The 7500-nt window shown below is 65.1% G+C and carries 7 protein-coding genes and 1 riboswitch; of the genes, 2 read left to right on the top strand and 5 right to left on the bottom strand.

From position 1 onward, the window contains the following. The coding region (locus JOY90_RS17145; protein ID WP_291692308.1) for a 2'-deoxycytidine 5'-triphosphate deaminase at positions 1-573 on the bottom strand (573 nt) is incomplete at its 3' end. Positions 574-684: 111 nt separating this feature from the next. Then, positions 685-764: riboswitch (SAM riboswitch) on the top strand. A 72-nt stretch (positions 765-836) separates the two neighbouring features. Between JOY90_RS17145 and JOY90_RS17140 the strand changes: the two genes are divergently transcribed. After that, positions 837-2039 (top strand): O-succinylhomoserine sulfhydrylase, encoded by a 1203-nt coding sequence (locus JOY90_RS17140; protein ID WP_291692307.1) that lies wholly within the window; start codon positions 837-839, stop codon positions 2037-2039. A 104-nt stretch (positions 2040-2143) separates the two neighbouring features. Here JOY90_RS17140 and JOY90_RS17135 read toward each other — a convergent pair whose 3' ends face one another. Genes JOY90_RS17135 through JOY90_RS17125 form a run of 3 tightly spaced genes read right to left on the bottom strand, consistent with a single transcriptional unit; the run spans position 2144 to position 5206 of the window. Beyond that, on the bottom strand, positions 2144-3196 hold the full coding sequence (locus tag JOY90_RS17135; RefSeq protein ID WP_291692306.1) for an SGNH/GDSL hydrolase family protein: 1053 nt from the start codon (positions 3194-3196) through the stop codon (positions 2144-2146). 13 nt (positions 3197-3209) lie between these two features. After that, complete coding sequence (locus JOY90_RS17130) at positions 3210-3962, bottom strand: SGNH/GDSL hydrolase family protein (RefSeq protein ID WP_291692305.1); 753 nt, start codon at positions 3960-3962, stop codon at positions 3210-3212. Further along, on the bottom strand, positions 3962-5206 hold the full coding sequence (locus JOY90_RS17125; RefSeq protein ID WP_291692304.1) for an OpgC domain-containing protein: 1245 nt from the start codon (positions 5204-5206) through the stop codon (positions 3962-3964). Before JOY90_RS17125 ends, JOY90_RS17130 begins: the two co-directional genes overlap by 1 nt. 184 nt (positions 5207-5390) lie before the next feature. Here JOY90_RS17125 and apaG point away from each other — a divergent pair, with 184 nt between their 5' ends. Then, positions 5391-5783 carry a Co2+/Mg2+ efflux protein ApaG gene (gene apaG / locus JOY90_RS17120; RefSeq protein WP_291692303.1) on the top strand — a complete coding sequence of 131 codons (393 nt, stop codon included), beginning with the start codon at positions 5391-5393 and terminating at the stop codon, positions 5781-5783. A 590-nt stretch (positions 5784-6373) separates the two neighbouring features. Here the strand turns inward: apaG and JOY90_RS17115 are convergent. Then, a complete protein-coding gene (locus JOY90_RS17115; protein WP_291692302.1) occupies positions 6374-7381 on the bottom strand; it encodes an Hsp33 family molecular chaperone in 1008 nt (335 codons plus the stop codon). Between the last annotated feature and the right edge of the window lie 119 nt (positions 7382-7500).

Raw genomic sequence — 7500 nt, 5'->3', positions numbered from 1 at the left:
GTCGACCAGCCGCTCCTTGCGGTGAACTGCGGCGAGTGTGTCGGCGTCCAGAGTCGCCTGCCCATGCCGGAACCGAATCTGCGAGAGGCGCGAGCCTTCGCGCACCAGCACGGGAAATGTCTTCGGGCTGATCTCGGCATAAAGCGGACCGTGATAGCCGGCGCCGATCATGTCGAAGCGCCGCGTGCCGTCGGCGATCACGCGGGTGAACACGTCGAGCCGCCCGGTCGAGCTTTTCGGATTGGCCGCGGCGACGATGTCCGGCGGTAGCGCCAGGCTCTCGATCAGCGGCACGATATAGACGCAGTTGGTCTCCAGCACCGCGCCGTCGGCAAGATCGATCTCGTGCAGCTTCAATTCGTCAATGCGCTCGGCCACCGTGGCGCCCGGCCCCGGCAGGAAGCTGGCGCGGACGCGATAGGCGATATCGCCCAGGCGCAAATCGAGGCTCGCCGGCTGGATCTGGCTCTCGACAAAGGGATAGGCCGGCAGGATCAGGCCGGAATCCGCCATCGCCGCGATCATGCGGTCGGGGAGGATGCCGTTGGCGTGGATAGGGAGCGAAAACGACACGCTATGATCCTTGGCTAGCGTCTCCAATGTCATCCAAACCCCAAAAATACACGTTTTACGCCCTTAACCGATGGCCGTCTTGACGGAAAGGCCGGGTCCGAATATGAGCATTACTTATCCCGTGGTGATTTGAGCCGGCCGGCTTGCAGCCACGTTAAATAAATCGCTAAACAGGCCGGGGACAGCAGTGATCCCGGCCTTGAGGAGTTTCCCAGGCCGGTTTTTTTGTGTCCGCTTGCGAGGGCGGTCACGTTGGAGGTCACATGTCCAAATCTGCTTCCGCCGCGCCTGCGGCCCGCTTTCGCCCCGAAACCCGCCTGGTCCATGGCGGCACGCTCCGCTCCGAATTCGGCGAAACGTCCGAGGGGCTGTTCCTGACCCAGGGCTATGTCTACGAGAGCGCGGAACTGTGCGAGGCGCGTTTCAAGGGCGAGGACCCCGGCTACATCTATTCGCGCTACTCCAACCCGACGATTGCGATGTTCGAGCGCCGCATGATCGAGCTCGAGGGCGCCGAAGCCGGCCGCTCGGCCGCGACCGGGATGGCCGCGGTGACCACCGCGGTGCTGGCGCCGCTGAGGGCCGGCGACCACGTGGTGGCGTCGAAGGCGATGTTCGGCTCCTGCCGCTACGTGATCGAGGACCTGTTGCCGCGCTACGGCATCCAGTCGACGCTGGTCGACGGCCTCGACCTCGATCAGTGGAAGCGCGCGATGCGCGACAATACCAAGACCTGCTTCCTGGAGAGCCCGACCAACCCTACGCTCGACGTGCTCGACATCGGTGCGATCGCGGAGATTGCGCACGACGCCGGCGCGCGGCTGATCGTCGACAACGTGTTCGCGACCCCGATCTGGCAGAGCCCGCTCAAGCTCGGCGCCGACGTCGTGGTCTATTCGGCGACGAAACATATCGACGGCCAGGGCCGCTGCCTCGGCGGCATGATCCTCGGCTCGGAGGCCTTCATCGCCGAGCACCTGCACAACTACATGCGCCAGACCGGGCCGTCGCTGTCGCCCTTCAATGCCTGGGTGCTGCTCAAGGGCCTGGAGACGCTGGCGGTGCGCGTGCGCGCGCAGACCGACACCGCCGCCAAGATCGCCGATGCGCTCGCCACGCATCCGAAAATCTCCCGCCTGGTCTATCCCGGCCGCGAGGACCATCCGCAGGCCGCGACCGTGAGAAAGCAGATGCGCGCCGGCTCGACCCTGGTCGGCTTCGAGGTCAAGGGCGGCAAGCAGGCGGCGTTCCGCACCCTCAACGCGCTGAGGCTCGCGCGCATCTCCAACAATCTCGGCGACGCCAAGAGCCTCGTCACTCATCCCGCCACCACCACGCATCAGCGGCTCAAGCCAGAAGCGCGCGCCGAGCTCGGCATCGGCGACGGTTTTGTTCGTTTCTCCGCCGGGTTGGAGCATGCGGACGACCTGATTGCCGATCTCGCCGCGGCGCTGGAAGCGGCATGAAACGCGTAGGGTGGGCCAAGCCCAGCGTGCCCACCGTCTTTCATCGCAAACGGACATGGTGGGCACGGCGCTGCGCGCCTGAGCCCACCCTACAGGACTCGCCGCTACATCGGCTGATAGCTCTGCACCACCGGCACGTTGATGCCGAGCTTGATCTCGCCCACCGACTTGATGATGTCGTCGCCAAGGAGCTGCGCGAAGCAGGCATAGCCCCAGTCGTTCATATGCAACCCGTCGGCGATGACGAAATTGTCGATCGGCAGCGCCTGCCTCTCGTGCCACTCGCGCATCACCTGGAAGCGCGGGAAGATCCCGATATGGTGGAGCTGCGCCACCCGGCCGAGCAGCGACACCATCCTGCTGGCGCGATCGGCGCGCTCGGTGACACGCGGCGAATATTGCGGATCGACCAGCACCACGTCGCTGCCTGCGGCCTGGATGCGCGCGACGCCGTCCTCCACCATGTTGGCGGTGTCGCCGGGATCGAGATCGCGCAGCACCGCGTTGGTGCCGACCTGCCAGATCACGAGGTCGGGATGGCGGTCGATCACCGACGTCTGCAGCCGCTTCATCATCTCGGGCGCGTCCTCGCCGCCACGGCCCGAATTGATCACGGTGATGTCGGCGGTCGGATAATTTCGCTTGAGTTGCGCGGCCAGCCGGTTCGGATAGGTGAATTCCGGCGCGCTCGAGCCATAGCCTTGCGTCGACGACGAGCCGAACGCGACGATCAGCACCGGCTCGCCGGCGGCCAGCTTGCTTGCGACATGCGGCAGCGAGCCCAGCGACTGGACGCCGCCCTTCGGCGGCAGGCACGGCACGCGGCTGAAAATGTCGCTGGCCGATTTGGCGACCTCCTTCACCTTGTCGATTGCCTTGGCGGTGAGCGTTTTTGGCGGCGGCGGAAACGTCGGGGCGGAGCCCGCCTGCGACGGAGCAGCAGCGGCCGGCGCCGCTTCGACCGGGCCGGCGCTCACGCCGCCGCCGGACGGCGCAACGCCGCCCGAGGGTGGCGCAGGGACCGGCTGCGACGGCTGCGCGGCCGCGATCATCCGCACGGGATCGGCGTGAGCCGCGAAATGCGCGGCTGGAAAGATCAGGGGGAGGACGGCGGCGAACCACGCACTCGCAAAACGACAACAACGCGTTAACGTCATCAACGAAAATTCCCTAGTTCTGCTGCGCCGGACCGAGATGAGCGGCATCGATCACGAATTTCGACAAGGCCCGGCCAAGGCAGTCATGGACGCGCTTGGCGAGATCGATGCCGTGCGCGGCGCTGAAAAGGTCGAAGTCTCCTTCATCGTTCCACTGGTGCATGATCGCGAAGCGATCGAACAAGGGAATGTCATGCCCCTGCGCCACCGCGCGCATGTTGTCCAGATAGGGCGTGACTGAAATCATGGTCTCGGTACGCGGGCTGTATTGCGGGTTGATCAGGATCACGTCGGCGCCGGCCTCCTGCAACGCGACGACGCCCGCATCGACCGCGTTTCGGAAGTCGTCGGGATCGACGGACCGCATGGCATCGACGGTGCCGGTCTGCCAGATCACCAGAGTAGGTTTCTTTCCTTCCATGAGCTTAACGAAGCCGGGAACGGCCTCTTCCGAACTCGTCCGGGGCTGGATTTCGGTGGCGAGGTTAACGGTGACCTGCGGCAGACGATCCTTCAGATTGGCCTGAAGCCGCGCCGGATAGGCACTCGCCTCCGCCGACGTGATCGTCGACGAGCGGCTGCCGATCACCAGGATATCGAGGGTGCGTCCGGCCTTGACGGCGTCGGCGACCCTGGGCAGCACGCTCTCGGTTGACAGGAGGTTGTCGGGAACATCGCAGGCCTTCGGCGCGTCATCGGCGCGCGCCGGCGGCGCGGCCGCAATGGCCGCCAGCCACAAGGCACCCAGGATGAGCCCCGGCTTCATCAACCTCCTCCCGCCAGATCGGCGTTGGCGGCTTTCTTGGCGCCGCTCTTGTCGGCGACATGCTTATACCACGAAATCACCCAGGCAACGCCGCACATGATGAGAATGCCGGACAGGCTGATCAGCGCGTGCAGTGCGGCACCGCCGCCGATCTCGGCCAGGATGAAGTGCCCGGCAAAGGCCAGGAAGACCCCGAGACAGAAGATCTCCAGCGAATGCTGGCCGCACAGGACCAGCGGCCTGAGCCAAGGCGATTTCAGGCCGGCCCAGCTCTTCGGCAGGAAGCGCACGGTGACCGCGGCGAGCGCCAGGAAGTGCGCAAACCGCAGCACGTCCAGGTCGGTCTTGTCGATCGGGTACATCCAGTGCTCGATCACCCGCGGCATTAAGACGCTGAGCTGCGGCACGTACCAGGTCAAGGTGACATAGAAGGAGAACGCCAGATAGGCGATGCAAACCCACAGCGTGATCGGCGACGACAGCATGTGCGACATGCGTCTCGCCCCGCCGAGCGCGCACCAGGCGCCGAACACGAACAGCAATTGCCATGCCAGCGGATTGAAGGCCCAGAACCCGTTCGGATAGGAGGTGAAATACAGGTCGAATTCCCAGGTCACGGCATAGAGCAAGGCCGACAGGCCGAGCGTGACGTCGGGCCTCCAGCGCATCAGGAACAGGATCAGCGGCAGCGACAGCATCAGCACGATGTAGAGCGGCAGCACGTCCATGTTGACGGGGCGGAAACGCAACAGCAGCGCCTGCACGATGGTGACGTCGGGCTGCTTGAGGAAATCCATGATCCCCATCTCTTCCGAATAGAGCGGGTTCTCGAACGAGGTCGCGACGTAGGAGATTTCCGCCAGGAAGATCGTGAACAGGAACACGTGGGCGACGTAGATCTGCCAGGCGCGGCGCAGGATGCGCGCGGTCGCGACCACGAAGCCGGATTCCAGCAGCGCGCGGCCGTATACGAAGGCCGCGGTGTAGCCGGAGATGAAGATGAAGATCTCGGTGGCGTCCGAGAAGCCGTAGTTGCGGAGCGTGAACCAGGTCAGCAGGCTCGGCGGCAGGTGGTCGATGAAGATCAGCCACAGCGCGAGCCCGCGGAACAGGTCGAGCCGCAATTCGCGCTCGCCGACCGCGGGCAGCGTGATCGCCGACGCCGCGGACCGCGCCGCCTTGGCCGGCTGATCCGCCGGCCCGGCGATCGGAGGGGAGGCCACTTGATCGGCAATCGACGTCATCAGGCACCCAGGAAGCCGGCGCGGATGGCCGGCGCGACTCGAACATAATGCAGGACCGGCGCTTGCGGTAGAGTCCGCGACAGGACGAAACTGCGCCGCGTTAGCCTTCAACTGTGTTGAAAGCGCGAAAATTCTCATCGCTCGCGCCGTTGGTTCCCGCCCGGCTTTTCGCTATGATGCGCGCATGTATCGCGCCATCACCCGCCAGATCGAAGTGACCGTCGAGCCGAACTTCCTGCCCGAACGTTCGTCGGTGGACCGCGCGCATTATTTCTGGTCCTACACCATCGCCATCATCAACAACGGCACCGAGACGGTGCAGCTGCGGATGCGGCACTGGATCATCACCGACGCCACCGGACGCCAGCAGGAGGTGCACAAGGAAGGCGTGGTGGGGGAGCAGCCGATCCTCGCTCCAGGCGAGCGCTTCGAATACACCAGCGGCGTGCCGCTTTCGACCTCGTCGGGCATCATGACCGGCAACTACGAGATGCTGAGTGAGAGCGGCGAGCGCTTCGACATTGCGATTCCGACCTTCTCGCTCGACAGCCCGGATGGGGAACGGGTGTTGAATTAGACTAGTTCCGTAGGGTGGGCTAAGGCGCAAAGCGCCGTGCCCACCATTCTCTCGACGGCGCTCCTCCAAAATGGTGGGCACGCATCGCCTTCGCTCTTCGAGCGCTGGCGAAGCTTGGCCCACCCTACGGAGCAGCGCATGCGTCTATGGTCTCGCGACGAAATCGCCCGAGCTTTGCGAACCGACCACCCTCATCAATGAAGAGGGCGCAGGGAAGACCGGGTATCGACTGATACCCATGGCCCCCGTGCAGCAAATAAGCACGGGGCAGGAACCACAGGTTCAGCCAAATAACCGGCCTTCCCTGCGCGATGGTGCTACGGTTTCCTCCGCGCTCTCCCCGGGGATCGGGCTTTCTTGCCCCCGTCATCAGCGGATCATCACCGCCAATTTGACGCCAGCGTCGAGGCGTCAGGACCACACGGCTTCGCCGTCCGCGCGATGCCGCTCGTCTCGCGTCACCACACGTCCATCGCATCCCGCCTCGCAAATCGTGACGATCGCGATGCGCCCCTCCTGCCGAGACGGGACCGGCGCATAATGCCCTGATTTGGGGTCGGCGTCAAGTTAGTTTCCGAAAATCGGAAGGCCTATGATTGCTCCACGCCCGCCTCGTGCGGGGTGAACTGGTAGACCGAGGAGCAGAACTCGCAGGTGACGACGACCTTGCCATCCTGCACCATTTCGGCGCGGTCCTTGGCCGAAAAACTCTTCAACATGGCGGAGACCGCCTCGCGCGAGCAGGAGCAGCGCGCATTCAGCGGCAGCGGCTTGAACACACGGACGCCGCGCTCGTGGAACAGCCGGTAGAGCAGCCGCTCGCCGGAGAGATCGGGATCGATCAGCTCGACATCCTCGACCGTAGAGATCAAGGACTGGCCCTCGACCCAGGCGTCGTCCTCCTCGACCGTGTGCAGTTCGGTGCCCTCCGGCGCATCGCCGGGATGCAGATCGGCCTGGCGCGCGCGCTCCGGCGCCTTGGGCAGGAACTGCAAGAGCATGCCGCCGCCACGCCAGCGATGCTTGCCGCCCTCGCCGCCGCGCCATTCCTCGCCGACCGCGATGCGGACGCGGGTCGGGATCTGCTCGGAGCGCAGAAAATACTCGTGCGCGGCGGCCTCGAGCCCGCCGCCGTCGAGCGCGACCAGGCCCTGGTAGCGGCTCATGTCCGGCCCCTGGTCGATGGTCATCGCGAGATGGCCGCGGCCGAGCAGCGCGCCCGAATCCTGGCCCGGCTTCAGCCTTCGCTCGTCATAGCGCGCATAGGCGCGCAGGCGATCGGGCGCCTGGAAGTCCACGATCAGGAACGACACCGGGCCGTCGCTCTGGGTCTGCAGAATGAAGCGGCCGTCGAACTTCAGCGACGAGCCGAGCAGCGTGGTGAGCACGATGGCCTCGCCGAGCAGCTTGCCGACGGGCGCGGGATAATCATGCTTGGTCAGGATGTCGTCGAGCGCCGGCCCCATCCGCGTCAGGCGACCGCGCAGGTCGAGCGGATCGACCTCGAACGGCAGCACCGCGTCGTCGACGGGAACGGACGACGGCGCGCGGATCGGACTCGTGAAGGTGATCTTGGTGTCGGGGGATTGGGAGGTCATGACGCTTTATCTGGGGTCGGAGGGAGCGGAATGGAAGGGGTTCGGATCAACGCACCCGAACGCCGTTTTGATCACATATGATACCGCAAACTCGGTGTCGTCCTGGCGAAAGCCCGGAC

This window comes from Bradyrhizobium sp. (assembly GCF_019242285.1).
In the GTDB taxonomy this organism is placed as follows: domain Bacteria; phylum Pseudomonadota; class Alphaproteobacteria; order Rhizobiales; family Xanthobacteraceae; genus Bradyrhizobium.
The sequence above is the reverse complement of the archived record's forward strand: the minus strand, read 5'-3'. Positions and strand labels throughout refer to the sequence as shown.

Excerpts from the sequence above, each read along its gene's own strand:
- JOY90_RS17140 (WP_291692307.1), top strand. The coding sequence starts at position 837 with ATGTCCAAATCTGCTTCCGCCGCGCCTGCGGCCCGCTTTCGCCCCGAA.
- JOY90_RS17135 (WP_291692306.1), bottom strand. The coding sequence starts at position 3,196 with ATGACGTTAACGCGTTGTTGTCGTTTTGCGAGTGCGTGGTTCGCCGCC.
- JOY90_RS17130 (WP_291692305.1), bottom strand. The coding sequence starts at position 3,962 with ATGAAGCCGGGGCTCATCCTGGGTGCCTTGTGGCTGGCGGCCATTGCG.
- JOY90_RS17125 (WP_291692304.1), bottom strand. The coding sequence starts at position 5,206 with ATGACGTCGATTGCCGATCAAGTGGCCTCCCCTCCGATCGCCGGGCCG.
- apaG (WP_291692303.1), top strand. The coding sequence starts at position 5,391 with ATGTATCGCGCCATCACCCGCCAGATCGAAGTGACCGTCGAGCCGAAC.
- JOY90_RS17115 (WP_291692302.1), bottom strand. The coding sequence starts at position 7,381 with ATGACCTCCCAATCCCCCGACACCAAGATCACCTTCACGAGTCCGATC.